General features: G+C 52.9%; 16 protein-coding genes and 1 other RNA gene. 11 read left to right on the plus strand and 6 right to left on the minus strand.

The annotated features are described in order from the left end of the window. Nucleotides 1–12 precede the first annotated feature (12 nt). The 3 genes from OGV71_RS25195 to OGV71_RS25205 all read right to left on the minus strand — a co-directional run bounded on the left by OGV71_RS25195 (nt 13) and on the right by OGV71_RS25205 (nt 3,113). Entirely contained in the window at nt 13–1,167 is a 1,155-nt protein-coding gene (locus tag OGV71_RS25195) for an efflux RND transporter periplasmic adaptor subunit (protein ID WP_060855037.1), read from the minus strand. Nucleotides 1,168–1,447: 280 nt separating this feature from the next. Next, nucleotides 1,448–2,014, minus strand: a complete 567-nt coding sequence (locus tag OGV71_RS25200) for a Slp family lipoprotein (RefSeq protein WP_003839775.1) — start codon at nt 2,012–2,014, stop codon at nt 1,448–1,450. A 244-nt stretch (nt 2,015–2,258) separates the two neighbouring features. Continuing rightward, nucleotides 2,259–3,113, minus strand: a complete 855-nt coding sequence (locus OGV71_RS25205) for a MurR/RpiR family transcriptional regulator (RefSeq protein ID WP_003839777.1) — start codon at nt 3,111–3,113, stop codon at nt 2,259–2,261. Between the two features lie 293 nt (nt 3,114–3,406). Between OGV71_RS25205 and OGV71_RS25210 the strand changes: the two genes are divergently transcribed. The 10 genes from OGV71_RS25210 to iolB all read left to right on the plus strand — a co-directional run bounded on the left by OGV71_RS25210 (nt 3,407) and on the right by iolB (nt 16,580). Then, entirely contained in the window at nt 3,407–4,912 is a 1,506-nt protein-coding gene (locus OGV71_RS25210) for a CoA-acylating methylmalonate-semialdehyde dehydrogenase (protein WP_192474309.1), read from the plus strand. 11 nt (nt 4,913–4,923) lie between these two features. Then, on the plus strand, nt 4,924–6,849 hold the full coding sequence (gene iolD / locus OGV71_RS25215) for a 3D-(3,5/4)-trihydroxycyclohexane-1,2-dione acylhydrolase (decyclizing) (RefSeq protein WP_204583340.1): 1,926 nt from the start codon (nt 4,924–4,926) through the stop codon (nt 6,847–6,849). Between the two features lie 343 nt (nt 6,850–7,192). Continuing rightward, nucleotides 7,193–8,179 carry an inositol 2-dehydrogenase gene (gene iolG / locus OGV71_RS25220; protein ID WP_003845960.1) on the plus strand — a complete coding sequence of 329 codons (987 nt, stop codon included), beginning with the start codon at nt 7,193–7,195 and terminating at the stop codon, nt 8,177–8,179. A gap of 38 nt (nt 8,180–8,217) precedes the next feature. Then, nucleotides 8,218–9,147, plus strand: coding sequence for a sugar ABC transporter substrate-binding protein (locus OGV71_RS25225; RefSeq protein ID WP_003826099.1), 930 nt, complete (start codon nt 8,218–8,220; stop codon nt 9,145–9,147). Nucleotides 9,148–9,200: 53 nt separating this feature from the next. Next, nucleotides 9,201–10,748 carry a sugar ABC transporter ATP-binding protein gene (locus OGV71_RS25230; RefSeq protein WP_003839789.1) on the plus strand — a complete coding sequence of 516 codons (1,548 nt, stop codon included), beginning with the start codon at nt 9,201–9,203 and terminating at the stop codon, nt 10,746–10,748. Between the two features lie 11 nt (nt 10,749–10,759). Next, nucleotides 10,760–11,788, plus strand: coding sequence for an ABC transporter permease (locus OGV71_RS25235; RefSeq protein ID WP_003839791.1), 1,029 nt, complete (start codon nt 10,760–10,762; stop codon nt 11,786–11,788). Between the two features lie 8 nt (nt 11,789–11,796). After that, nucleotides 11,797–12,930, plus strand: coding sequence for a Gfo/Idh/MocA family protein (locus OGV71_RS25240; RefSeq protein WP_086550382.1), 1,134 nt, complete (start codon nt 11,797–11,799; stop codon nt 12,928–12,930). 12 nt (nt 12,931–12,942) lie between these two features. After that, a complete protein-coding gene (locus tag OGV71_RS25245; RefSeq protein WP_032938051.1) occupies nt 12,943–14,847 on the plus strand; it encodes a bifunctional 5-dehydro-2-deoxygluconokinase/5-dehydro-2-deoxyphosphogluconate aldolase in 1,905 nt (634 codons plus the stop codon). Nucleotides 14,848–14,861: 14 nt separating this feature from the next. Then, nucleotides 14,862–15,752 carry a myo-inosose-2 dehydratase gene (iolE, locus tag OGV71_RS25250; protein WP_204583341.1) on the plus strand — a complete coding sequence of 297 codons (891 nt, stop codon included), beginning with the start codon at nt 14,862–14,864 and terminating at the stop codon, nt 15,750–15,752. Nucleotides 15,753–15,761: 9 nt separating this feature from the next. Beyond that, nucleotides 15,762–16,580: a 5-deoxy-glucuronate isomerase gene (gene iolB, locus OGV71_RS25255; RefSeq protein ID WP_204583342.1), complete on the plus strand. Its 819-nt coding sequence runs from the start codon at nt 15,762–15,764 to the stop codon at nt 16,578–16,580. A gap of 214 nt (nt 16,581–16,794) precedes the next feature. On the opposite strand, the gene OGV71_RS25260 is transcribed toward iolB, so the two are convergent. Both OGV71_RS25260 and OGV71_RS25265 read right to left on the minus strand, forming a co-directional pair. Next, nucleotides 16,795–21,150 (minus strand): autotransporter outer membrane beta-barrel domain-containing protein, encoded by a 4,356-nt coding sequence (locus tag OGV71_RS25260; protein WP_204583343.1) that lies wholly within the window; start codon nt 21,148–21,150, stop codon nt 16,795–16,797. Between the two features lie 433 nt (nt 21,151–21,583). After that, the gene (locus OGV71_RS25265) at nt 21,584–25,126 is read right to left on the minus strand and encodes an inverse autotransporter beta domain-containing protein (RefSeq protein ID WP_204583344.1); all 3,543 of its coding nucleotides are present in this window, start codon (nt 25,124–25,126) and stop codon (nt 21,584–21,586) included. A 115-nt stretch (nt 25,127–25,241) separates the two neighbouring features. On the opposite strand from OGV71_RS25265, the gene OGV71_RS25270 reads away from it, so the two are divergent. After that, the gene (locus OGV71_RS25270; protein WP_128298932.1) at nt 25,242–25,511 is read left to right on the plus strand and encodes a hypothetical protein; all 270 of its coding nucleotides are present in this window, start codon (nt 25,242–25,244) and stop codon (nt 25,509–25,511) included. A 137-nt stretch (nt 25,512–25,648) separates the two neighbouring features. On the opposite strand, the gene ssrA is transcribed toward OGV71_RS25270, so the two are convergent. Further along, nucleotides 25,649–26,012, minus strand: a transfer-messenger RNA (tmRNA) gene (gene ssrA / locus OGV71_RS25275). Between the last annotated feature and the right edge of the window lie 55 nt (nt 26,013–26,067).

Genomic DNA, 26,067 nt, shown 5'->3' on the forward strand with positions numbered 1-26,067 from the left:
ATACCTGAAATATTACTGTTCAGCTACCGTGTCAGGTGTGTTCAGTTTTGAAGGGAGGACCCGGGCTTTGCTTCCCGGACGAATTCTTTGTAATCCGGACACAATGACCCGATCGCCGGGGCGTAATCCCGCGGTCACTAACCATTGATTACCAACGGCCTTCACTGCGTTTATTTCACGCAGTTGCACTACGTTTTCCTGGTCAAGGATCAGCGCGGTGGCTTTTCCTTGCTCGTTGTGCGTAATTCCTTGCTGGGGGACCATCAACACGTTTTGTTGACTGCCTTCGTCCAGCAACGCAGTGACATACATGCCGGGTAAAATTTCACCTTCAGGATTGGGAAATACGGCGCGCAGGGTTACCGAACCGGTGGTCTCATCAACAGCGGGATCGGAAAACTCAAGCGTACCGGTATGGCGATAGGGTTTGCCGTTTTCCAGCATCAGCTCAACCGGAATTTTGCCTTGTTGCTGGGCAATTTTGCCGTTAGCTTTCTCTTCTTTCAGGCGTAAGAAGTCCTGTACTGACTGCGTTAAATCAACATAGATCGGATCTAATCTCTGAACGGTGACCAGCGAGTTTTCCTGATTGGCAGTAACCAGGGCACCCACGGTCACGGAAGATTTGCCGCTAATGCCATCAATGGGCGAGGTAACATTGGCATATCGAAGATTAATGGTGGCTTGTTCAAGATCCGCTTTAGCGACGGCAACATTGGCTTGCGCTTCATTAAGCTGTGAACGCGTGGTGTCATAGTCCTGGCGGCTGACGTAATTAGATTTTATTAATGCTGACTGCCGATTTAGTGTCAGACGAACATTATTGGCGGTAGCCTGTGCCTTTGCCAACGCGCCTTTGGCTGAGTCCAGTCGTGCCTGCAGTGGGGCTGGATCAATTTGATACAGTGATTCTCCTTTGCTGACTTTATCACCTTCAACAAAGTTGCGTTTTATGATGATCCCACCAACCTGAGGGCGGATTTCGGCGATCTCGAACGCAAGTGCGCGACCCGGAAGTTCACTTTTAATATTTACTGAGGAGGGGACTAAGGTAACAACGCCGACTTCGGGCTCAATGGTGGTTTTTACTGCAGGTTTATTATCGCAGGCAGTGATGATGACGCTACTAAAGAATAATGGTATCAACAGTAAGCATTTTCTGTTCATAGTAATCCCTGAATAATGTGTAAACACAAATGTTCTTTTATTGCATGCAGGGTGGGGGAGTTGTCGGTAAATAACAAAAGATGGTCAGGCATGAGAAGGGTAAAGCCCATTTCTTCGCTAAAGAATTAGCGGTTAAAAATTATATGTAACAGGAAGAATGCATGTTAAGCGAAGGATCTCCTGAAGCAGGATGGCGCAATAAGATAAACGCGGGGTAATGAGAAGGGTTGTTTGCCAACACCTGACTCCGGAATATAGTCGCGCCATCTTACCTCTGGGATTATTTCACTAGCTCCGGAGTTACCTGAGTTACTGTATTAGCGTAGTAAGGCGCTCCCCACATCGGCTCTGGCCAGAACGCACCGTAACCATAATCCCACATATTATAAGTGGTGTTGACAGACTCAGTTAAATGCCAAACCTGGATACCTTGTAAATCAACTTTAACAAAGTTGTACGGGACTTTGTTGATGAAACCTGACTCATCTCCTTGAATTGTTCCCAAAATAGTCACGAAATGGTTTCTGTAGTTTACCGGATCGAGGAAACCTTTCTGCTGGGCAAGAATACGTCCCTGATAGCTCGCGTCAATTTGTGGCTTAGCAGAGTCGTTCAGTGGCAAAACGGCGATTTCCAGCAACGTATCTTTTTTGGTGTTAATCACATTGATGACTTTACCGCCAAAGCGGGCCTGCTGACCGGTATATAAACCAGGCTGGTTATGCACGGAGATAAAGTTTTTTTGGATATCGGGTTGATTATTACCTTTGATATTCTCAGGAATGGCGGCACATGATGCCAGGGTGAAAGCAAGGGCAATAATCATCAACCCTTTTGTATTTTTCATTTTACTTTCCTGCTTAAAAAAGACAGGGCTATAGTAAACCTTTGCGTATTATTGTCAGCACATGCATTGTTGATTATCTAAAATTAATATAATTGTAGCTCATGGTAATAACGGATTGTATTTTATCCGGTCGCTGAATGATGGTGATATTTTCAACGACCATAAAAGTAACTGCAGACATCACGATTTCACGTCACGCTGGCGGGAATGTAATAAAGCGGATCATCAATTTTCGCGTCGCTCATCAACCGACAGAATGACCGCGTTCATTACTCCCGTCACCTAGCCGGTAAGCCAGCGCCACGACCAGTGACTGTACCAGGCACAGCGTCGCTGACTGGGAGCGAAACGCGTCGACCTGCGCCTCTTTCACCACAAAGCAGAGATCGCTGAACGTTGCCAGCGGGCTTATCTGGCTGTCGGTAATCACGATCTGGCGCGCGCCGGCATTGGCTGCAGTTTCGCTGACCATCACCGTTTCTTCCGCATAAGGCGAGAAGCTTATCGACACCACGATATCGCGCGCTTTAATGCGGTTAATCTGCTCGCGCAGCATTCCGCCCATTCCGTCGAGCAAAATAGGGCGACACTCAAGATGGCTCAGGGCGTAGGTGAGATAGGCGGCGACGCTAAACGAACGACGTAAACCGGCGATGTAAATGGTGTCGGCTTCTGCCAGCAATTGTACGGCGCGTTCCAGCATTTCAGGTTCGGCACGGGCTGCCAGCTGCTGGAGCGCTTGAGTATTCGAACGGGCGAACTCCTGCAGGATATCGAGCGGGGTTTCCGGCACGGCTTCGCTTTCCATCTCACGGAACATGCGCGCGCGGTCGCTGTAGCTGGCGGTTTCCTCCACCAGGTTCATACGAAACAGCTGTTTCATTTCGTTGAAGCCGGTGAAGTCAAAGGCATTGGCGAAGCGGATCAGCGTTGAGGGTGGCACTCCGGCACGTTCAGCAATGACGGCAACCGTATCAAAGGCCACGCTATTGGTATTATCCAGCACATAGCGGGACACCTGCTGCAGCCTCTTACTCAGGCTATCGTAGCGATCGCGGATTTGCTGCTGCAGCTCGTTCAGGCTGGTTGCTGTTGTCATTTTACCTCCTGGTACATAGTTTTATGATTCTAAACGCAAAACCGCGTCTTTGAAATGTCACTCATTCATCTGGCTGTAAAAACGAAACAAAAGCTTCAGGTTTGCCGTTCGCTGAAACGTTCTGCCAGTGCACGCTAATCATGCGATTCCGCTTGTTAACATAAAAACCCATCCTTGATCACATTAATCATTATTTATTTTATTTCAACTTAAAATGGAATGTTTGTTTCATATATAGTACACAGATAACAGTGTTCAGGTAACAGTCACGTATCAACAGCGAGAGGTTAAGGATGGAGACAGTAGCGAATTTTATCCACGGCGAATGTGTCACCGGTTCAGGCCAGCGCGTTCAGGCAATCTTCAACCCGGCCACCGGCGAGCAGATCCGCCAGGTGGTGATGAGTACGATACAGGAAACCGAGCAGGCCATTGCGGCAGCGCACGACGCATTCCCCGGGTGGGCGCGCCATTCTCCGTTAAAACGTGCGCGAGTGATGTTCCGCTTTAAGGCGCTGTTGGAAGAAAACATGGAGAGGCTGGCTCGCATCATCAGCGAAGAGCATGGCAAGGTGTTCTCTGACGCAGTTGGTGAGCTGACCCGCGGCCTGGAAGTGGTGGAGTTTGCCTGCGGCATCCCACATCTGCAAAAGGGCGAACACTCAGCCAACGTAGGCACCGGCGTCGATAGCCATTCGCTGATGCAACCTCTCGGGGTTTGCGTCGGGATCACGCCGTTTAACTTTCCGGCAATGGTACCGATGTGGATGTTCCCCATCGCGCTGGCAACCGGGAATACCTTTGTGCTGAAACCCTCGGAAAAAGATCCTTCTCTCGCCCTGGCTCTGGCGAAACTGCTGCAAGAGGCGGGCCTGCCGGACGGCGTGTTCAACGTCGTACAGGGAGATAAAGAGTCCGTCGACGTGCTGCTGACTGACCCGCGCGTGCAAGCCGTGAGCTTTGTCGGCTCTACGCCGATTGCGGAATACATTTATCAGACAGCGTCAGCCCACGGTAAGCGTTGCCAGGCGTTAGGTGGTGCTAAAAATCACTGCATTTTAATGCCGGATGCCGACATGGATATGGTGACCAACGCCATTATGGGGGCCGCTTACGGCGCGGCGGGTGAACGCTGCATGGCGCTTTCTGTCGTGCTGGCGGTGGGTGATAAAACGGCAGATGAGCTGTGCTCGAGACTGGAAAAACAGATTGCGGCGCTGCGTGTCGGGCCGGGGCTTGATCAGACACCGGAAAACGAAATGGGACCGCTTATCTCCTCGGTGCATCGGAATAAAGTGCTCGGGTATATCGACAGTGGGGAATCGCAGGGGGCCAGCCTGCGTGTGGATGGTCGGCATTTTAGCGTCAAAGGTCATGAGCAGGGCTATTTTGTTGGGCCGACCCTGTTTGATAACGTCACGCCGGAGATGACCATTTATAAAGAAGAGATTTTTGGACCGGTGCTTTCTGTGGTGCGCGTAGCAGATTACAGCAGCGCGGTGGAACTGATTAATCGTCATGAATATGGTAACGGCACGGCAATTTTCACACGTGATGGCGGCTGTGCGCGTCGTTTCTGCGAAGAGGTGCAGGCGGGCATGGTGGGCGTTAACGTGCCTATTCCGGTGCCGATGGCGTTCCACAGTTTTGGCGGCTGGAAGCGGTCCATTTTTGGTGCGCTCAATGTTCACGGCAATGATGGCGTGCGCTTCTATACCCGGATGAAAACCGTCACCGCACGCTGGCCGGAGATGCTGCAGGACACAGGGGCAGCGTTCTCCATGCCAACGCTGGGCTGACAGGAGGGGTTATGCAAACCGAACGTATGACCATGGCTCAGGCGCTGGTCAAATTCCTTAATCAACAATATATCTGTGTCGATGGCGTGGAAACGCCCTTTGTCGAGGGGGTCGCCACCATCTTTGGTCACGGTAATGTGCTTGGCATTGGCCAGGCGCTGGAGCAGGATCCCGGTCATTTGCAGGTGATGCAGGGATGTAATGAGCAGGGAATTGCGCACATGGCGACCGGATTCGCCAAACAGCATCGGCGCCAGCGTATTTTTGCCGTGACGTCATCGGTTGGGCCGGGAGCTGCAAACATGGTGACCGCAGCGGCGACCGCAACGGCGAACCGTATTCCTCTGTTGTTATTGCCAGGCGATGTCTACGCCAGCCGTCAGCCGGACCCGGTATTGCAGCAAATTGAGCAATACCATGACCTCGGCATCAGCACCAACGACTGCTTCCGCCCGGTCTCGCGTTACTGGGACCGGATTAACCGCCCGGAGCAGTTAATGAGTGCGATGCTAAACGCGATGCGAACGCTTACTGACCCCGCAGATACTGGTGCCGTGACCATCTGCCTGCCACAGGATGTACAGGGAGAAGCCTGGGACTATCCCCAGAGTTTCTTTGCGCGCCGCGTTCATCTGATTGAACGTCGACCGCCCGACCCACAGCGTCTGGCGATGGCGCGGGCGCTGATTGCCCGCAAACGCCGTCCGCTGGTGGTATGCGGCGGCGGGGTACGATATTCCGGCGCGCATGAGGCGTTTCGTACGTTTGTTGAAACGCTGCAACTGCCGTTTGCCGAAACTCAGGCCGGAAAAGGCGCACTGGTTAGTGACCACCCACTTAACCTCGGAGGCATTGGGGTAACTGGAGGGATGGCAGCGAATCAGCTCGCACCGCAAGCCGATCTGGTGATCGGCATCGGTACGCGCCTCACCGACTTTACCACCGGTTCGAAAGCGCTGTTTTCTCATCCGGAGGTTGAGTTCCTGCTGCTGAACGTGGCGGAGTTTGACGCACTGAAGTTTGATGCCACCGCGCTTATCGCCGACGCCCGTACCGGACTGACGGCGTTAACTGAAACGCTGAAAGACTACCGCAGCGATTGGGGGAAGGAGGTCACGCAGGCGCAAGAGGCCTGGCGCGATGAGTGCCAACGTTTATGGGATCGCGACTGGCGTCCCGACGACGAACCCGAAGTGGCAGGGCATCTTGACGCTCAGTTAGCGGAATATGGCGACACGCTAAACACCCGGTTGACCCAGACGAAGGTGCTGGGACTTATCAATCAGCACATTGAAGATAACGCTATCGTCGTGGGGGCCGCTGGATCGCTGCCTGGCGATTTACAGCGTATCTGGCAGGTCAAAACCCCGGACAGCTATCACCTGGAATACGGCTACTCCTGTATGGGCTATGAAATTGCGGCTGCTATTGGGGCCAGGCTGGCGAAGCCACAGCAGCCGGTTTATGCCATGGTGGGGGATGGCTCATACATGATGCTGCATTCCGAGCTACAAACCGCCGTTCAGGAGGGGATAAAAGTCACTATCCTGTTGTTTGATAACGCCAGCTTCGGGTGCATTAACAACCTGCAGATGGGGCATGGGATGGGGAGTTTCGGTACGGAAAACCGCCACCGCAACCCGCAAACCGGACGGTTAGATGGACCGTTGGTGAAGGTCGATTTTGCCAAAAACGCGGAAAGCTACGGCTGTCGGGCATGGCGCGTACATGACGAGCAAAGCCTGCTGGCGGCGCTGGAAGCCTCCCGTGTGCATTCGGGGCCTGTGCTGCTGGATATCAAAGTTCTGCCGAAAACCATGACCCACGACTATGCCTCCTGGTGGCGCACTGGCGATGCGCAGGTGGCAGACTCTCCGTCGGTGCGAAAAGCGGCTGAGCAGACGTTTGAGCAGGTGAAAAACGCACGTCAGTACTAAAAGCGATTAATGCCGGATGGCGCTGCGCTTATCCGGCCTACAGCGGATTCTACCTTCTGGCGGGATAAGGCGTTAGCATCGTCATCCGGCAACCTGCGACAACGAAATTTTCATTTCATTTTTCCTTTCTCTTCATCCATCACCTCCTTCCTGAACGGAAGGGGGCCAATTCCTTCATCTTTCCTGTCTTTATGTTGTGATATTGATAACAAATTTTATCTCGATCATCTCAAAAGTGTTAACTTGCACCCAAAAACATAATTTTCACTATTTATAAAAATGAAATAAATGTTTTATTTAAAGGGTCGTTAGTTCATCGCATTCACCAACACCGGGAGCCGTTATGTTTAACATTGCTTTACTGGGCGCTGGCCGAATTGGCCAGGTACATGCAGCTAACATTGCCAGTCACAGTGCTACTACCCTCTGGTCGGTCGTCGACCCGAATCAGGAATTTGCCACTCGTCTTGCCACACAGTACCAGGCTCGTTTGCAAAGCCTGGATGAGGCGATGACGGACCCTAACGTTCACGCCGTGCTGATTGCCTCCGCGACCGATACCCACGCGGATCTGATTGAAATGGCCGCACGCCACGGCAAAGCCATCTTCTGTGAAAAACCGGTCCACCTGGATCTGGCCCGTGTACGCGACTGCCTGAAAGTGGTCAAAGAGTACGACGTACCGTTGTTTATCGGTTTCAACCGCCGCTTCGATCCGCAGTTTCGCCGCGTGAAAACTGACGCATTGGCCGGGCGTATCGGTAAGCCGGAATCGCTGCTGATCATCTCCCGCGATCCGTCGCCGCCGCCTGCGGAATATGTGCGTGTGTCCGGCGGTATGTTCCGCGATATGACCATCCACGATTTTGATATGGCGCGCTTTATCATGGGCGAAGAGCCGGTTTCGGTGTATGCCCAGGGCAGTAATCTGGTGGATCCGGCGATTGGCGAAGCGGGCGATATCGACACCGCGTTCATCGTACTGAAATATGCCTCCGGCGCGATGGCGACCATCGTCAACAGCCGCCGTTCTTCTTACGGATACGATCAGCGCCTTGAGCTGCACGGCTCTGAAGGGCTGCTGTGCGCGGGCAATATTCTCGAAAACCAGGTGCAGCACTACGGCAAACAGGGCTGCACCAGCGCGTTACCTGAACACTTCTTCCTGCAGCGTTATAAATCGGCCTATGCCGCGGAATGGGAACACTTTGTTGCGGTACTGCGCGGCGAAGCGGTCCCTGATTGCAGCGGGGACGATGGCGAGCGTGCGCTGTATCTGGCGGATAAAGCGCTGGAGTCACTGCATAGCCAGCGTGAAGTTCTCCTCTGATTGTCACCACAACCTACCCTACACAGAGAGACATAATAATGAAAAAATTGATCTTAGCTGTCCTCATCGCCATGACATCCGGGGCAGCCATTGCTGAAAATGAGCAAATTGTTTTCAGTACGCCAAACCTGGCGATGCCATTTGAAGTTCACATGCAGCGCACGGCGGTGAAAGCCGCAAAAGAGATGGGCGTGAATTTACAGGTCCTGGACGGGCAGGGTAGCTCGCCAAAACAGGTCGCTGACCTGGAAAACGCCATAACTCGTGGCGCACAGGGCTTTATTGTTTCGCCGAACGATGTCAACGCGGTATCCAGCGCGGTAGATGAAATTCAGGATGCGAAACTGCCCGTGGTCACGCTCGACCGCTCCGTTGACAGCCAGAAAAAAGTGCCGCACTTCGGCGCGAACAACTACAAAGGCGGCCAGGCGATTGGCGACTTTGTCAAAACCAAATTCCCAGACGGGGCAGACATTATTCTGCTGACCGGCCAGCCAGGCTCCTCCTCCAACATTGAACGTACTAAAGGTATTCGCGACAGCCTGAAGGCGGGTGGTGAAAAGTACAAGATCGTTGCCGATCAGACCGGTAACTGGATGCGTTCTGAAGGGATGCGCATTGTTGAAAGCGTGCTGCCTTCGCTGCCGAAGCGTCCGCAGGTGATCCTCTCCGCTAACGACGATATGGCGCTGGGCGCGATTGAAGCATTACAGGGACAAGGACTGAAGCCGGGTGAAGTTCTGGTCACGGGATTCGATGCCGTGCCGGAAGCACTGGCGCGTGTGCGCGACGGTTGGCTGGCAGTGACGGCGGATCAACGTCCTGGCTTTGCGGTGAAAACGGCCATGAGCCAGTTGGTGAATAACGTCCGTGAGAAGACTGCGATCACCGGGGCTGACTACCCGCCAACGCTTATCACCAAAGAGAACCTGCAGCAGGCCGAGCGTATTAACGAAGCCGGTAACTGATATGTCCGCAGCCGCCGCGCAAGTGGCGGCTCTCTATGAGGAGGAGCAGACCGATGTCGCAACCCTTACTGAAAGTGACCGACCTGGCGAAAAGCTTTTCCGGCGTTTGGGCGCTGAGCAGCGCACAACTGACTGTCGGAGCAGGCGAAATTCATGCGCTGTTAGGTGAGAACGGTGCCGGAAAATCGACCCTGCTGAAAGCGCTGGCGGGCGCACAGCCGCAAACACGCGGGGATATTTGGTTCAACGGCGAAACATTGCCGGTAGAAGACTCTCCGGTTGAGCGGCAGAACAAGGGCATTATCACGATTTATCAGGAATTTAATCTGCTGCCCAATATGACCGTCGCCGAGAATATGTTCCTCGGACGCGAACCGCGTAAACGCAATCTGATTGTGGACGAAAAGGCGGTAAATCAGGAGGCGCAGGTGATTCTGGATTACCTGCAACTGAACGTTGCGCCAACCACAGCCGTGGCCCGACTGAGCGTGGCGCAGCAGCAAATGGTGGAAATTGCGCGGGCGCTGACGTTGAACGCAAAGCTGATCATCATGGACGAACCTTCCGCCGCGCTGAGCGACAGCGAAGTAGAAAGTCTGCACCGGGTGGTGCGGGAACTTAAAGGGCGTGGCGTGAGCATTATCTACGTCACCCATCGCCTGCATGAAGTTTTTCAACTCTGCGACCAGTTCACCGTTTTTCAGGATGGACGATTCACCGGGAATGGCGCGGTTGCACAGACCACCGTAGAACAGCTGATCCGCCTGATGGTGGGGCGCGATGTGGCCTTTAATCGCCGCCCGGCCAGCGAAACTCACCATGAAGATAAACCTGTGCGTCTGGCGGTGAAGGGGCTTAGCCGCGAAAAACCGCCGCTGGATCCGCATGGCATCGCGCTGCACGACATTAGCTTCCACGTGCATGCTGGCGAAGTATTAGGTATTGCCGGACTGGTGGGTGCCGGGCGCACCGAAGTGGCCCGCTGCCTGTTTGGCGCCGACGGTTTTACCTCCGGCAGCTTTGAACTTGATGGCGTGCCGTATCAGCCGCGCGATCCGCTGTTTGCGCTGGATCAGGGGCTGGCGCTGGTACCGGAAGATCGTAAAAAAGAGGGTGCAGTGTTGGGACTGTCGATCCGCGACAACCTGTCGCTCTCCAGCCTGTCGTCACTGCTGCACTGGCGCTGGTTTGTGAATACCCGCAAAGAAGATGCCCTGATTGAGTCTTACCGCCAGGCGCTGCAGATCAAAATGGTCAACAGTGCGCAGGAGGTGCGCAAGCTCTCCGGCGGAAACCAGCAAAAAGTGATCCTCGCGCGCTGCATGGCGCTTAACCCTCGGGTGTTGATTGTGGATGAACCGACGCGCGGCATCGATGTTGGCACCAAATCAGAAGTCCATCAGGTGCTGTTTGATATGGCGAAAAAGGGCGTGGCGGTGATTGTGATCTCTTCAGATCTGCCGGAAGTCATGGCGGTTTCCGATCGGATCATCACGTTGAGTGAAGGCCGGGTGACTGGCGAGATCCACGGCGATGACGCCAACGAAGAGCGGCTAATGACGATGATGGCCATCAACCACAACGCCCTGAATGCGGCATAACGGAGTGACTCATGACGCAGATTATTTCTAAAACGCAGGTTCCAGCCAAACGCGGTGGACGTCTCGATCCCATTGCCTTTTTTGAGCGCTTTGGGGTGCTGATTTTTATGATCCTGCTGCTGATTTTCTTTCAGTTGCAGAACAGCAATTTTCTTTCTGAACGCAACATTTTCAACATTCTGACCGAAGTCTCCATTTACGGGATCATGGCGGTGGGTATGACGTTTGTCATTCTGACTGCCGGCATCGATCTGTCGGTGGGCTCTATCCTGGCGGTCTGCGCTATGACCGCCGCGTATGTGATCAAGGGCGACAACTTCACCACCGTCGATCCGAACGCCTGGGGCGGCATGAGCTGGCTGATTGGCCTTGGCATCTGTATGGCGATGGGCACCGCGATTGGTTTTCTGCATGGCCTCGGCGTGACCCGCCTGCGTCTGCCGCCGTTTATCGTCACCCTCGGCGGGATGACCATCTGGCGCGGCCTGACGCTGGTGATCAACGACGGCGCGCCGATTGCCGGTTTCGACGCGGGATACCGCTGGTGGGGACGCGGCGAGCTGCTCGGCATTTCGATTCCAATCTGGATCTTTGCTCTGGTCGCTATTGGCGGTTACCTGGCACTGCATAAAACCCGCTGGGGGCGCTTCGTGTACGCCATCGGCGGCAACCCGGAGGCGGCGCGTCTGGCAGGGGTCAATGTGAAGCGCGTGCTGGTGAGCGTCTACGTATTGATTGGCTGTCTGGCTGGGCTGGCGGGCTTCATCCTCAGTGCGCGTTTAGGCAGTGCGGAAGCGGTCGCCGGGATCTCCTTTGAGTTGCGCGTCATCGCTTCGGTGGTGATTGGCGGCACGTCGCTGATGGGTGGGTACGGACGTATCGGCGGCACCATTATCGGCTCGATCATCATGGGCATCCTGATTAATGGTCTGGTGCTGATGAACGTCTCGGCTTACTACCAACAAATTATTACTGGCTTAATTATCGTTCTGGCGGTGGCGTTCGATACCTACGCCAAGAGCCGTCGCGGCGCACTGTGAGGATCATGATGAAAGAAGTTCGTATTGGATTGATTGGCACCGGGTATATCGGCAAGGCGCATGCTATCGCCTATGCCCAGGCCCCGACGGTGTTTAACCTGCGCGGCAAACTGGTGCGTGAAATGGTAGCGGAAGTTTCTCCGGAGCTGGCCGCCGAGCGGGCGCAGGCGTTTGGCTTCAATCGCTCAACCGGAGACTGGCGGGCGCTGGTGGCCGACCCGGCCATTGATGTGGTGGATATCTGCTCTCCCAACCATCTGCACAAAGAGATGGCGCTGGAAGCGATTCGCCACGGCAAGCATGTGTACTCGGAAAAGCCGTTGGCGCTGAACGCCCACGACGCGCGTGAAATGGTTGAGGCTGCACAGCGGGCAGGAGTGAAAACCCTGGTGGGGTTCAACTATATGAAGAACCCAACGGCGCAGCTGGCGAAAGAGATCATTGAGCGCGGAGAAATTGGCGAGGTGATCCATTTCTACGGCACCCACAACGAAGACTACATGGCCGATCCGCTTGCGCCGATCCACTGGCACTGTTTTAAAGAAACGGCGGGTCTGGGGGCACTTGGCGATCTGGCGGCGCATATCGTCAATATGGCGCAGTACCTGGTTGGGGATATTCATCAGGTCTGCGGCGACCTGAAGATCGTGGTGCCACAGCGTCCGGCGCAGGTCGGTTCCTCGCAAATGGTGGCGGTAGAGAACGAAGATCAGGCCCACGCGATGGTGCGCTTTGCAGGCGGTGCGCAAGGGGTGATTGAAACCTCCCGCGTTGCCTGTGGCCGCAAGATGGGGTTGTCGTATGTGATTACCGGGACCAAAGGAACCATCAGTTTTACCCAGGAGCGCATGGCTGAGCTGAAGCTCTATTTGCATGACGATCCGGTCAACCGCCAGGGGTTTCGCACTTTACTGGTTGGTCCGGCGCATCCGGACTACGGCGCGTTTTGTATGGGAGCCGGGCATGGCATCGGCTTTAACGACCAGAAAACAGTGGAAGTGCGCGACCTGGTGGACGGCATTGCCGCCGACGCGCCGATGTGGCCGGACTTCGAAGAGGGCTGGAAGGTGTCGCGTGTGCTTGACGCCATCGCACTCTCGCACCAGGAAGGCCGCTGGCTGAATGTGAACGACATTGTCTGAAGAGGTATCAACGTGGAAAAGCAGTTTGATGTGATATGCATGGGCCGCGTGGCGGTTGACCTCTACAGTCAGCAGATTGGCGCACGCCTGGAAGATGTGTCGAGCTTTGCCAAATATCTTGGCGGATCGTCCGGCAATGTGGCCTACGGAACGGCGCGACAGGGACTGCGTTCATCAATGCTGGCGCGGGTTGGCGACGAACATATGGGGCGTTTCCTGCGTGAAGAATTAAACCAGGTAGGCTGCGATACTAGCCATCTGATTACCGATAAAGACCGCCTGACAGCGCTGGTGCTACTCGGCATTAAAGACCGGGACACCTTCCCACTGATTTTTTACCGTGATAACTGCGCGGATATGGCGATTACCGCCAGCGATGTTGATGAACAGTACATCGCTTCTGCTCGTTGTCTTGCTATCACCGGGACGCATCTTTCTCATCCGCAAACCCGCGAGGCGGTGTTGACGGCGCTCGCTTACGCCCGCCGTCACGGCGTGCGTACGGCGCTGGATATCGACTATCGCCCGGTGCTGTGGGGGCTTACATCCTTAGGCGACGGCGAAACACGTTTTATCGCCGCCGATCAGGTCACCCGTCAGTTGCAGGAGGTGTTGCATCTTTTTGATGTGATTGTCGGCACCGAGGAGGAGTTTCATATCGCGGGCGGCAGTACCGATACGCTGCAGGCGCTGTCGCAGGTTCGCGGCGTGAGTAACGCGACGCTGGTCTGCAAGCGCGGTGCGCTCGGTAGCTCGGTGTATACCGACGCGATCCCGGCCCGGCTGGACGATGGCCTGACGGTGACCGGCGTACGCGTGGAGGTGCTGAACGTGTTGGGGGCGGGGGATGCTTTTATGTCCGGCCTGCTGCGCGGCTACCTCAACGATGAGGGATGGGAGCAGGCGTGCCGCTATGCTAATGCCTGCGGTGCGCTGGTGGTATCTCGTCACGGCTGTGCGCCGGCGATGCCGAGCAAAGTTGAGCTAGATGATTATCTTTCTCGTGCTGCGGAGGTTCCGCGTCCGGATCTCGATCCGCATCTCAACCATTTGCATCGCGTGACGACTCGCCGTCGCACATGGCCGGAACTGTGCGTGATGGCTTTCGATCACCGCAGTCAGCTTGAAGAGATGGCGCTACAGTGCGGCGCGTCTTTGAAGCGTATTCCGGCATTGAAACAGCTTATTTTGCAGGCCAGCCGTGAAGCGGCCAACAGCGCCGGGCTGGAGGGCAAGGCCGGGCTGCTTTGCGACGGTACGTTTGGTCAGGATGCGCTGAATTCGATAACCGGAGAGGGCTGGTGGATAGGTCGCCCTATCGAACTGCCGGGATCTCGCCCGCTGGAGATGGAACACGGCAATATTGGCTCGCAGCTCATCAGTTGGCCGCAGGAACATGTGGTGAAGTGTCTGGTTTTTTTCCATCCGGAAGATGCCCATGCGTTGCGTCTGGAGCAAGAACAGAAAATCGCCGAGGTGTACCGCGCCTGTTGCCAGTCTGGTCATGAGCTGCTGCTGGAGGTGATTTTGCCGGCCAGTATGCCGCGCAGTGATGAACTGTATTTGCGCGCTATTTCCCGCTTCTACAACTTAGGGATTTACCCCGACTGGTGGAAACTCCCACCGCTGACTTCTGCTGGCTGGACGGCGTTGAGTGACATTATCGAACGGCGCGATCCGCACTGCCGTGGCGTGGTGATCCTTGGTCTGGACGCACCGGCAGAGCAACTGCGCGCGGATTTCAAAGCGGCTGCGGGTCATGCGGTGGTGAAAGGATTTGCCGTGGGACGCACGCTGTTTGGCGACGCTTCCCGCGCGTGGTTGAAACACGATATTGACGATGCGCAACTGGTGGCGCGCATTAAAGATAACTACCTGCAGCTTATCGCCTGGTGGCGCGAGCGCGGACAAGCATAATTCAGGAGAAGATAATGACGGTACAATTAGGTATTAATCCACTGACATGGACGAATGATGATCTTCCTTCACTGGGCGCTGAGACGTCGCTTGATACTTGTCTGAGCGAGGGCAAAGAGGCCGGATTTGCTGGTTTCGAACTGGGTAATAAATTCCCGCGCGAGGCGCGACTGCTCGGCCCCATTTTGCAGCGTCACGACCTGCAACTGGTTTCCGGCTGGTACTCCGGACGTCTACTGGAACGCAGTGTGGAGGAGGAGATTGCCGCCGTGCAGTCACATCTGACGTTACTGCGCGAGCTGGGGGCCAAGGTGCTGGTCTTTGCCGAAGTCAGTGGCTGCATTCACGGCGAGCAGCAGACGCCGGTACATCTGCGTCCGCGCTTCCCGCAAGAGCGCTGGCAAGAATACGGTGAAAAGCTCACCGAGTTTGCGCGCTACACCCAGCAGCAGGGGGTACAGATTGCCTATCACCACCATATGGGAACGGTGATTGAGTCCGCCGATGACGTGGACAACCTGATGACCCATACCGGTGAGGAAGTGGGATTGCTGCTCGACACGGGACACTTGACCTTCGCCGGGGCCGATCCGCTGGCGGTGGCGCAGCGCTGGGCATCGCGTATCAACCATGTTCACTGTAAAGACGTGCGTGCCGACGTGCTGGCGGATGTCAAAAATCGCAAAACCAGCTTTCTCGATGCGGTACTGAGTGGGGTCTTTACCGTGCCGGGCGATGGCTGCGTTGACTATCCGCCGATCATGGCCTTGCTGAAGGCGAACCAGTATCAGGGGTGGTTAGTCGTGGAGGCGGAGCAGGATCCGGCCATCGCGCATCCGCTAACGTATGCGCGTCTGGGCTATAACAACCTTAGCCGTCTGGCGCGTGACGCTGGTCTTATCTGAGGAGGTGATATGTCACGTTTATTATCACGCTGGCAGCAGCCGGACGCGCAGGGGCGTACGCAGTCAGTGACGCCGGAAAGCGCCGGTTGGGAATATGTTGGCTTTAAAGCGTACGAACTGGAAGAGGGGCAGCAGCTTACGCTGCCCGCCGTCAGCGAAGAACGTTGTCTGGTATTGGTCGCCGGACGCGCGACCGTCACCACGCCGGGCGCAACCTTTACGGATATCGGCGAGCGAATGAGCCCGTTCGAGCGTATCAAACCGTGGGCGGTGTATGTCACTTCTGGCGAGGCAATACAGGTCCAGGCGGTGACCAGACTGGAGCTGGCGGTCTGCGCGGCACCAGGGAAAGGAACGTATCCGACGCGGCTGATTGCACCTAAGGATATCGACGGCGAAGCGCGTGGCAAAGGTCATAACCAGCGCTACGTGCACAACATCTTACCGGAAGATAAACCCGCCGACAGCCTGCTGGTGGTGGAGGTGTGGACCAACGAAGGCTGTACCAGTTCCTGGCCAAGTCATAAGCATGATACCGACAATCCGCCGCAGGAGACCTATCTGGAAGAGACTTACTACCATCGCCTCAACCCGCCGCAGGGATTCTGTCTGCAACGGGTATACACCGACGACCGATCGCTTGACGAGTGTATGGCTGTCTATAACCGTGATGTCGTGATGGTGCCAAAAGGGTATCACCCGGTGGCAACCCTGGCAGGATATGACAGCTACTACCTCAACGTGATGGCGGGCCCGGTACGCAAATGGATGTTCACCTGGGAAGATGAACATGCGTGGATTAATCGCGAGTATCCAGTTGATAAATAAGGTTTTGAATGGCTTTGTTAAAAGCGAGTCGTTTTTTCCCTCCCTTTGATCAGTAAAATGGGAGGAATGGGATGACGGTTGGTACTATTTAAGTGCTCATTATTCTCATAGCTCGCCTGGCTATGAGAATAATGCAAGCGTCGATATATTTGGGGTTATGGCAGTAGCTAGGGTGCTGTCGAAAACACCCCGGCTATATTTTGTTGCGGGCTGATTAGAAATGATATTTCAGTCCTAACGTTGCCGCGCTGTTGTTGTAACCGTTGTCTCCCATCTGGACGCCCACATTACCCCACAGATTTAAATCTGGCGTAATCTGGCCTTCGACACCCAGTTTAATCTCTCCCAGATTGCGTGCACCTTCCTGGCTGACGCTAACATCGTCCATTTTTGTGCTAAAACTGCGTGTATTATGGAGCCAGTTAGCTTCAATAAATGGCTGGAATTCGCGGCCTTTGCCCTCATCCATTTTATTAAAGCTTTTCAGATAGGCTCTGGCTCCAAGACGGGTTTGAATATTACCGTTACCATTCATCTCGATACGCGTTCCGTTAGCTTCCCGATGGTCATCAGATTTGACCCCCATCCAGGTAACCTGCGCCTGCGGTTGAACATACCACTCATTAACGGTTCCTTTGCTGCCAGAGAATTCGCCAACTTTAAAGGTATACCCTGTTTCAACAGATGCCGTCAGACCTTTGGATTTATAGGACTCAGAAGCCAGTCCTTCACCTTTGACATGGTTATCAAACCATCCATATTGTGCCCAACCGTCGAAGTACAGGCCTTTATGATCAGTGTTATCGGCAAACCACGTGGCATAAAGGCCAGTGCTATAGCCATTGACGCTACCTCGCGAGGTGTAACCCGTTGCTGATGAGCGGGTCTGATTATTGTCATGACCGTATCCGGCCATGATCCCGAGACGCCAGCTATCATGCCCGTTGGTTGAGCCCTGCGCGATATCACTGCCGAGCTGCATCACATAGCGATTACTTTGAGTACGCAACTGGCTGCTACCGTCATACCAACTTTGGTGGCTACCTGCCTGACGCATCCACATACCGGTGGTTTTCATCTCTCCGGTTGACACATCTGTGTACTGAGCTTTGCCCGAGCGATCGTGTAGCTGCATGTTGAACATGGTGTTTACTGCAGCATGGTTCGCGGTATAGGTTCCTCCTTCCGGGCGAAGCATATGCTCTGTGGGCGAAACCGGTTTTTCGGGATTTTCAGGCTTAATCAACTGACTGGTCAGATACCAGTGATTATTGTTAGCCCCCTGACCTCGAACCAATGAATAATCATACGCACCCGCAGTGATACGCCCGCTCTGAGCAAAATCACCATCAGAACGGCCATCAACATGAATAAGCTCAATCCCCTCCAGAGTTTGTGAACCCTGGCCTCCTGCATTGGTGACACTTACTTGAGTATTGCCAGTGGTATCACCTTTTACAATAAGCTTATCGGTGGCCGAACGATCGTCCCCCAGAACCGTATCAAAATTAATATGACCATTGTTGCCGTGGTAATTTCCTTCAACAATCAGCTGGTTGCCGGCGGACTGTCCAATATTCCCCAAAGAGATCGCACCCTGATTGGTGAGATCTCCGCCAACAGTAAAGTGGCCTGATGCTCCATTTCCGGCAACAAACAGTCCGGCATTATGGATACTGCCTAGTACCGTTCCCGCGCCTGAAAGCATACCGGCCGAAGATATATTGACCTGCTGGCTCGCTAAAGTAACAGGCGCATCCTCCTGACCCAGCATCAGCCTCCCTTGTTGAAGATCCGTGGTGCCGGTATAGGTGGAATTCGCAGTCAGAGTGACAGTGCCCTGGCCTTGCTTGATGATATTACCGCTGCCATCGACCTGGTTTTGCATGGTCCAGTCATCCATGCTGCTAAGGATCATGTCACCCTGATTGTGAATCGTCGCCTCCCCCAGATGTTCGGCGGCTGACGCCACTAATTGTGTGTTTTTATCCAGGTTAAGCTGGCCGCTAAATCCACTGTTATCCCCCTTAAGAGCGACGTTAGATTCGCTGAATGAAACTTCACCCTTACCGCTAAGGTTGTTGGACAAGTGTCCCTCAACGGCATTGAGGTTGAGATGACCATCGGCAATAATCTTCCCGGTTCCCAATCCCTGAACATTATCCAGAGTGACCTCTGCGCCGGAGGCGATGGCCGTTGTTGCGTTTAAGGACGCATTACAGCCCTTCACGCTAAAGACACCGTTATCGATATTCAGATTACCGCTGCCGACCAATGCCCCCGCGGATGTTCCGCCGTTAGAAATCGTCAGGCTACCGCCATTAATATTCAGAACTGATCCCGCTGCGCTGGTTAGCTGCCCAATCGTCTGGCTATGCCCATTCATATCCAAAACGGTCTCTTCTGCCATCTGCAGACCTGCTGTATGGCCCAGAACATTGTCATTGAGCATCAGTAGATTACCGCTGCGCAAATCGGTCAAACCGGTGTAATCATTATTCAAACCAGATAGTGAAACTGTGTGGCCTTTCTGGCTGTCGAGCGCCAGATCCCCGGAGCCGGTCAGGCGGGAACTCAATTCCGCAGCCGCCCCGACTTTTCCGTTGGCGTTCAGGATCAGTGCATTCTGACCCTGTCCTTGTAGTTCAATCTGCGTCAGACCGTAGCCCACATAAAGGCCGTCATGGTTTTGCCCGCTGGTCAGGCGATAGTCGTATGTTCCCTTTGCTACAACCTGCCCGTCCTGGCTGATGTCATGCTGAACAGCGTCTGTTATCGCGTTACCGTTCAGATCCTGCAGTTGCAGGTTTCCGGCATCTCCTGTTACAACGGTTGCTGAATTGGTGGAAACCAGTTTAATTTCCGCATTGGCGTCTTCCTGCTCCATTAAGGAGAGACCGGTATCAATACCTTGAGATATGGCGTCCACTACGCCCACAGGATTCACCTGCACAGCACCAGATCCCGTCAGGTCTAACTGGTCTTTAACATTCACCATTTTGTCGGTTTGGTGTATGCCGGGGGTAATGTTACCAAACTCAATGGTACCGCCAGAAAAGGCCAGACTTCCGATGGACTGTGTGCCTGTGCCCAGTGAAATTTCACTCCCTTTTCCTGCAATCAGCCCTGCTTTTGCAAGAGCATCGGTGTTGGTTCCCTGCAGGTTGAATGTCGTATTTTGTAATGCCAGATCACCAGTGAACCCAGAGGTCGCTGCGCTATTTTTAAAAGAGAAAGCGTGATTTCCCGTATCGACCCCCAGGATGCCAGACCCAGAAATCTGGTGGCTAAACAACCAGTCGCTGGTGCTATTGAGCTGCAGTTTCCCGTCAACGGATAACCCGGCAGAGCCCAAGTTTTTCTGATCGGACACGGTTGCAACGGCACCCGATTCAACATTGATCTTTCCTTTAAAGGCGGTGTTATCACCTAATAACGCCACATTTCCGGCGCCGACGGAGATAATGCCGTTCCCCGAAACCTTATTGGTAAACGCCATGTTGTCCTGGGCGTTCAGTAAGAGTTTGCCGCTATTGCTAATATCAGCGGTTCCCAGGTTCTGCGTAACCCCAAGGGTGGCATTCCTGGCAATTTTTACGTTGCCGCTAAATTTTGAGTTATCACCAGATAAAAACGTTGTACCATTTAGCGCATTGATATTACCCAGCCCCTCACTGCCGCTTGATATATCAGCTGTTATATTTGCGTTATCACTGGTGTGGTTCAGTGTGATTTTTTTATTGTCTGTGCTAGCCCAGACAAACTCTATTTTCTTGGCGTCAATAACTCCAGCAGATTTAGCTTTCTCACCTTCTTGAGCGCCTAATGCTAATTCTGAGTTCGTACTCAAGCTAATTTCTGGGGCAGATATTTTCCCCATGTCAGATACCACCAGCGTGGTATTTGAATCTTGATTGTAATACCCCAGGCTTAATTTCTCACTGGCGTTAATTTCACCCTTGTTATTAACCGACAGGAATTGATCGCCACCGTAGCTCTTGAAAACACCCATAAAGAATGTTTGTGTATTTACCTGGCTACCTTCGCCGCTAATGTTTCCCCTTTCATAGGTAAGACGACTGGTCCCTTTAACATGAATCTTACCGCCATCAGACACGTTAAAATAACCGCCAGTTCGCCAGTTGTCTGATGCGCTGTCATATAAGTCGTCAGCATAGAGTTCGCTGCCTGCATTGGACACGTTAAGGTAACCCGTACCTCTCAGCAGGACGTTTAGCTCACCATTGATACGCACTGTTCCTTGGGTAATATCCAGCCCACCACCTGATGTGAAGGTCAGGCGGGGGCGAGAGTCCGGCGCATTGATTACCAGGTTAGCATTATCTTTTACATTGATATGGTAATTAATAGACTGGTTTTTTTCGCCAAAATCAACGGTGTTATCTGTGCTGACATCAATATCATTAGCAAAGGCCATTGATGAACATAGCGCTACAGCACCGGCTAATAACGCCCTGGACTTTTTTTTCGTGTTCTTCCTTCCCAGTTCGGAGCACACACACCAGCAATTACGGACTTTATTCCATTTTATTTGATATATTTTGTTCATAAACTCTCCGCAAAATAATCATAATAAAAATTTAACACTTTTTTGGTAAGGTATTTATCGGGCTACATTTTTGAGAGTGAAAATGCAGATCTCCGAATTGATGATATATGTCATGTGTCATTAATGTGATGTAAACATCGGTACTGGATACTCGATTCAAGTCTCCCTGCGTAGTTTGTCACGTGATAAATTAATTTTGATAATATAGCCATCAGTCTGAAAATATTTTACCTGAGGCTTTGCTGATATTTCCAGCCCCTTTATTATATTGCTGCTTGTTTTCAAATCAACGGGGGAGGGGGAATCGTCGAGAGTGAACTTAGCTTTGCTATACCTATTACAGTTCTGAGTCTTAGTGGGTAGAAGACGTGCGGGCAATATATAGAAAGGGAGATAGCCGCCATGCTGCGGCTATCTCCTGTTTATATCCTGATCAGGAATTCGGTTGATGATTCTCAACTACCCAGACGGTGAGTTCTTTTTCCAACGTTTTATCTCCCGTCGTTGCCTTCACTTTCACCCAACTTTCACCAGCAGTATCCGTTCTCAGTTCAGAGTAGGCATTTCCTAACTTAAAGTTGGTTTTATCCGGTGTCATCGTAAAGGTTCCGCTGTCGGGTTTGGCTCTGCTGCCTGCGCTAAATTCGACACTGCCGTTTAACGGATTGCCAAATTTATCCCGCAATCGGGCCATAAAGCCCATCGGCTCAAGGTTGGCAACGACGTAGCCAAAATCCTGCTCCAGAGTGAGTATTGGATTCTGGGCATCAGCATTCAGCATCAGCGAAGCATTTGCCGAGACGTTGCTACCGTGTTCTGCCAATGTGGCGGTCAGCGTGTAACGACCCGCCTTTTGACCGTGGACATTTACGGTCGCAGTACCGGAAGCATTGGTGGTGACAAGCGTATTATCAATCACCAGAGGATCGCGTGGCGATGGGCCTGTGGCCGTAATCTTCAGCTTACGGTTGCTGACGCTGTTCCCCGATGTATCGCTCAGATGCAGGGTAAACGCCACGTTATCCACATCACTCACTACGGCGGATGTGGTTGACGGTTCGATCGTCAACGCTGCATTTTGCAGATCTGATACCACCTCAATCGCCTTACCCGCCGTAACGCGTTTACCCTCTTTGATGAAGGTTGCCTGCAATTGATAGTGCCCGGCTTCTGTGGCAACAAAGGTTGTTGATGCCATTCCTTTCTCATCCAATGTCAGTTCTGACTGGCCCAGTTTTAATCCACTGGCAGGGGTACTGGTCAGGTGCACGTTGCCACTAAATGGGTTGTTCTCACCGTCGACAACCTGTACCTGAATTTCATGCGTAGCTGATGCGTTTGCCACGATGCTCTCAGCAGGTGCCGCCAAATTCAGCACTGCGCTGTTAATATCAGGTACGAATTCCAGGTCAACGCTTGAGGACTCAACGCTGTGTTGCCCATCTGTAACCCTGGCATTAACGGTGTAATGACCCGCCTTAACCGTTGTTAACGTTACCGTCGCGTAACCCTCTTTATTGGTGGTGATTTTGTCCGGGTACACGAGCCCTTGTGGCGTTACGATAAGCTCCACTTTCTGTCCTTCAACCGACGCGTTGGTATTGTTGAGCATGATCTCAAGCGTGGCACCATCGCGACCGTTTGCTGCAATATCGGTGATTGCGCCATTGTCTTTAGCTGTCAGAGACAATGTTGCCCCCTCCATTGCAGAGGCAAATGTGACGCTTAGCGATGAGCTGATGTTCCCCGCGTTCAGCGTAACCTCATAGGTTCCCGGCGTTGAACTGGTCAGTGAGAATCTTGCTTCACCTTTGGCATCGGTGGTGGCAACGTTCTCGCCATTCGCAACCTTGACCTGTGACGGTAACGCCAGGGTGACCGTGTATCCGGATAGCGCGTTACCATAAGGGTCGGTCAGGGTAACGACCGCGACATTACTCTGTTTGCCATCCGCCAGCGCATTGTCCCTGGTCAGGTTAAACGCCTGCACCACCGGCTGCGTTTTGTCTGCAATCCAGTTGGCTTGTTTTTCCAGCCCGGAGAAATCATGTTTTTGTGACGTCACACCAATGCGTGTCGCCTGAGCCAGTTCAGACGTTGCCTTAGCGCTGTACACGCCGTCTTTCTCTTCTACTGCAGTAAAACGGATCTCGCCGCTGGCCGAAACAGCATAAAAACGTAAGCTGTCGTCGCCGGTGATGGCAGTCCCGTCTTTATCTTTTGCTTCTAACGCTAGGTTAATCGGGTGCCCTACGACCTGCTCCATGGGCATTACCGTGAATGTCGATTTTGCCGACTCGGCGGAAACCGCTTTTAGTGTCACTGTCAGGGTTTCTGTTTTACCCAGGACTTTAGCGGTTATGCGTGCCGTCCCCGCCGTTAAACCCGGCGTCAGCATAGCGGTATACACCCCTGAACGGGTTTCCTGCACTTCACCAAGCTTTGGAGCCTGTGCCGAACGCTCACGATTTCTCTGTGCGTCAGGCGTAAATGCCAAAGACAATTCAATGTCATGTGCGAGCCCTGTTAACGGATTGCCATTGGTATCTTTAATCACCAGCTTAACCGGATGCTGTGACTTCCCATCAGCCGCGATGATCGGTTGCTGCTCGTCGTTCAATGTAAAATCCATTGTGCCGACAGAGGCTGAATTCCCCGTCACCGTTACGCTCATCACTGCATAGTTAGAGACGTTTCCTTTAACATCTCGCGCCGTTGCGCCGATCTGCCACTGATTGGTGCCGCCTGGTGTATAAGCGGGTAACGTCAGTTGCCATGACGTGCCGCTACCGGAAATGCGCCCGCCAGCGGCGGCAAATGCGCTATCGTTCCACTCTACCGACTGAATGCCCCAGTGGGATTTATCCAGTGAAATAGTCACCGGAACAACGGCGCCACCTTCCCCCTGTACGCTTTCAGGCAGGCGGATTTTCAGAACCGATTTTTTGCGGTATTCCAGAACAATATTGTTATTTCGTTCGACAAAATCGTAGCGTCCGTGCTGAACTTCGCGCATCAACGCAACATTGTCGCTATCCAACTGCTTCGCCAGCGGGATGCCGGGGCGATAGTTAATCTCTACGCCGAAGCGTGAATCATGAGTATTGCTCTGCCCCTGCTTGTGTTCAGCGGAAAGCGTAACTAGCGGAACCGGCGTATAGCTGATCCCGCCTGTAAAGGCGTACGGATTTTCCTGAAGATGATCGCTGCCAAAGAGGCCGACATTCTTGCCGTAATACTTTTCATATTTAAGCGATGCGCCCAGTTGCGGATACGATGGCAACCAACCTTGGGTATAGATATCCCATCCATCCGCCGGACGTTCCTGATAATCATCCAGATCGTGGGAATCCTTCCATTTTGATAATCTTAAATAAGCATTTGCGCCTGCATGTAAATAATCTCGCCAATACTCAACGCCTGCACCCATACGTGCGTGATGACGACTTAAATCGTAGTCATAAAATAAGTTTGCGCCCAGCATTGAATTATCCGCCGTGAAGTAGCGATAACCCATACCGATATTAGTTTGGGTTCTGTCATCGGTACGGTGAAGCGATGTCTGGCTAAATAAAACATGCTGCTTTGTATCAATCCACGGATAAAGGAAATCGAACGACGAATCTTTCAACGAGAAAGCGTCATCGACGTTGAGTTGAATACGCGCATTACCGTACTTCTGTAGCCACTCTACCACCTCCTTCGTTGCCTGTGCTGAGACGGTATTGGCAGCAAAACTGCCCGCATGACCGTTTTCAATACTTCTGCCAGCTTGCGCGGCGAGAGAAGACAGGCCGCGCAGTTCTTGCTGTTCTGCGGCGGTCTGCGATGCCTTAACGGCTGACGCATGGCTAATAGTTGGCGTGAAGCTAAGAAGGGCAGGATACAGGGCCTGTAAAGCGATTGTTGACCATGCGACAACCTTATTAACGGGGCCTGTTGCCCCATTGCTCCGCGAAATTTTCTTATTTGACATTCGTAACTCCAATATCAATTAAAAAAATCAAAGGTTATTCTATGTACTGAACGGGATGCGTAATATATGTATTTAGTAGGAAAATTCAAGAGTTGTTCATGGAAAAGTTAACTGGATGTTTTTACACGATTCTCTGTCGGGGTTGTCTGGCGATGTCGAACGTTTAAATGGTGAATGTTCTAAAAAATACGTTTCTTTTTATAGTGCCGATTTTAAGCTTATAGGGCTATTATTTAAGCCTGGTCGTTCACTGTTAAATAAAAAGGGGTATCAGGAAATTAATCTGCTTGTTCGTATTCATCTATCATCACGTTCTCCGGATTTAAGTCTGGAACGTGCCAACGCTATTCAGGACGGGTCAAAGAGCATAAAAAAACCCGCATAAGCGGGCTTTTTTTGTCACTCGGGAGCCGCGGCTCCCTTGCGTATCCTTTTTGTCCCCTCACCGTCTGGTCGGTGTTCTGCTGAGACTTCTAACTTCCTGTTTTTGCTAGTGATGTACTATCACTGTCCAATCATGATTGGTGGAGCTGGCGGGAGTTGAACCCGCGTCCGAAATTCCTACATCCTCGGTACTACATGCTTAGTCAGTCTTTACATTCGCCTGGCACCTGCGGACAGACACGCCACTACCAGACTAGCCTGATTAGATTTAACGCTTCAACCCCAGGCAGGGCATCCACGCGATCTCTTTTGGGTTTGACCTCTCTTTGATCCCCGTCTTAAGAGCGGAAGCTAGGGAGAGAGGGCTCAGAGCAGGTTATTAAGCTGCTAAAGCGTAGTTTTCGTCGTTTGCGACTATTTTTTTGCGGCTTTTTACGAGGCCAACCGCCCCTCGGCATGCACCTTGGGTTTCGCGAATCCCGTCGAATCCAGAATCAGCCCCAATGTGTTAGGACAAGTATAACAGACTTGTGACACGCGTGACCAGCCCCCGCAAC

This window comes from Citrobacter sp. Cf088 (assembly GCF_030334295.1).
Lineage (GTDB): Bacteria > Pseudomonadota > Gammaproteobacteria > Enterobacterales > Enterobacteriaceae > Citrobacter > Citrobacter freundii.

Coding starts and splice junctions, on each gene's coding strand:
- OGV71_RS25195 (WP_060855037.1), bottom strand. CDS start 1,167: ATGAACAGAAAATGCTTACTGTTGATACCATTATTCTTTAGTAGCGTC.
- OGV71_RS25200 (WP_003839775.1), bottom strand. CDS start 2,014: ATGAAAAATACAAAAGGGTTGATGATTATTGCCCTTGCTTTCACCCTG.
- OGV71_RS25205 (WP_003839777.1), bottom strand. CDS start 3,113: ATGACAACAGCAACCAGCCTGAACGAGCTGCAGCAGCAAATCCGCGAT.
- OGV71_RS25210 (WP_192474309.1), top strand. CDS start 3,407: ATGGAGACAGTAGCGAATTTTATCCACGGCGAATGTGTCACCGGTTCA.
- iolD (WP_204583340.1), top strand. CDS start 4,924: ATGCAAACCGAACGTATGACCATGGCTCAGGCGCTGGTCAAATTCCTT.
- iolG (WP_003845960.1), top strand. CDS start 7,193: ATGTTTAACATTGCTTTACTGGGCGCTGGCCGAATTGGCCAGGTACAT.
- OGV71_RS25225 (WP_003826099.1), top strand. CDS start 8,218: ATGAAAAAATTGATCTTAGCTGTCCTCATCGCCATGACATCCGGGGCA.
- OGV71_RS25230 (WP_003839789.1), top strand. CDS start 9,201: ATGTCGCAACCCTTACTGAAAGTGACCGACCTGGCGAAAAGCTTTTCC.
- OGV71_RS25235 (WP_003839791.1), top strand. CDS start 10,760: ATGACGCAGATTATTTCTAAAACGCAGGTTCCAGCCAAACGCGGTGGA.
- OGV71_RS25240 (WP_086550382.1), top strand. CDS start 11,797: ATGAAAGAAGTTCGTATTGGATTGATTGGCACCGGGTATATCGGCAAG.
- iolE (WP_204583341.1), top strand. CDS start 14,862: ATGACGGTACAATTAGGTATTAATCCACTGACATGGACGAATGATGAT.
- iolB (WP_204583342.1), top strand. CDS start 15,762: ATGTCACGTTTATTATCACGCTGGCAGCAGCCGGACGCGCAGGGGCGT.
- OGV71_RS25260 (WP_204583343.1), bottom strand. CDS start 21,150: ATGAACAAAATATATCAAATAAAATGGAATAAAGTCCGTAATTGCTGG.
- OGV71_RS25265 (WP_204583344.1), bottom strand. CDS start 25,126: ATGTCAAATAAGAAAATTTCGCGGAGCAATGGGGCAACAGGCCCCGTT.
- OGV71_RS25270 (WP_128298932.1), top strand. CDS start 25,242: ATGTTTTTACACGATTCTCTGTCGGGGTTGTCTGGCGATGTCGAACGT.